The organism is Psychromonas arctica (assembly GCF_038155225.1).
In the GTDB taxonomy this organism is placed as follows: domain Bacteria; phylum Pseudomonadota; class Gammaproteobacteria; order Enterobacterales; family Psychromonadaceae; genus Psychromonas; species Psychromonas arctica_B.
Genome location: NZ_JBAKBA010000410.1, coordinates 1 through 211, shown reverse-complemented (window position 1 = coordinate 211; position 211 = coordinate 1). Strand labels below are relative to the sequence as shown.

Below are 211 nucleotides of genomic sequence, written 5' to 3'. Positions count from 1 at the left end.
TTAAACCCATCTAAATGGATGAATATAGCTTTTATTGCTACAGCTCTCTCTGCTTTAGGACGTGGTTTTTTAGCGTATTTCTTACCTGTTTTACCCTTAATGGCTTATGCCTTAAGTGCTCTTTTTTGGTGTAGTGCATTTATATTATTTATTATTTTTATTGCAAAAATGTTAGTTTCTGCTCGTCTTGATAAACGACCTGGTTAAAATA

The 211-nt window shown here is 32.2% G+C and carries 1 protein-coding gene; it reads left to right on the top strand.

Annotated elements, in window-relative coordinates; all coding sequences use genetic code 11:
• Positions 1 to 207 (top strand): NnrS family protein (locus V6255_RS18940; protein ID WP_341629481.1); only part of this gene is annotated, 207 nt, incomplete at its 5' end.
• Positions 208 to 211: the final 4 nt, after the last annotated feature.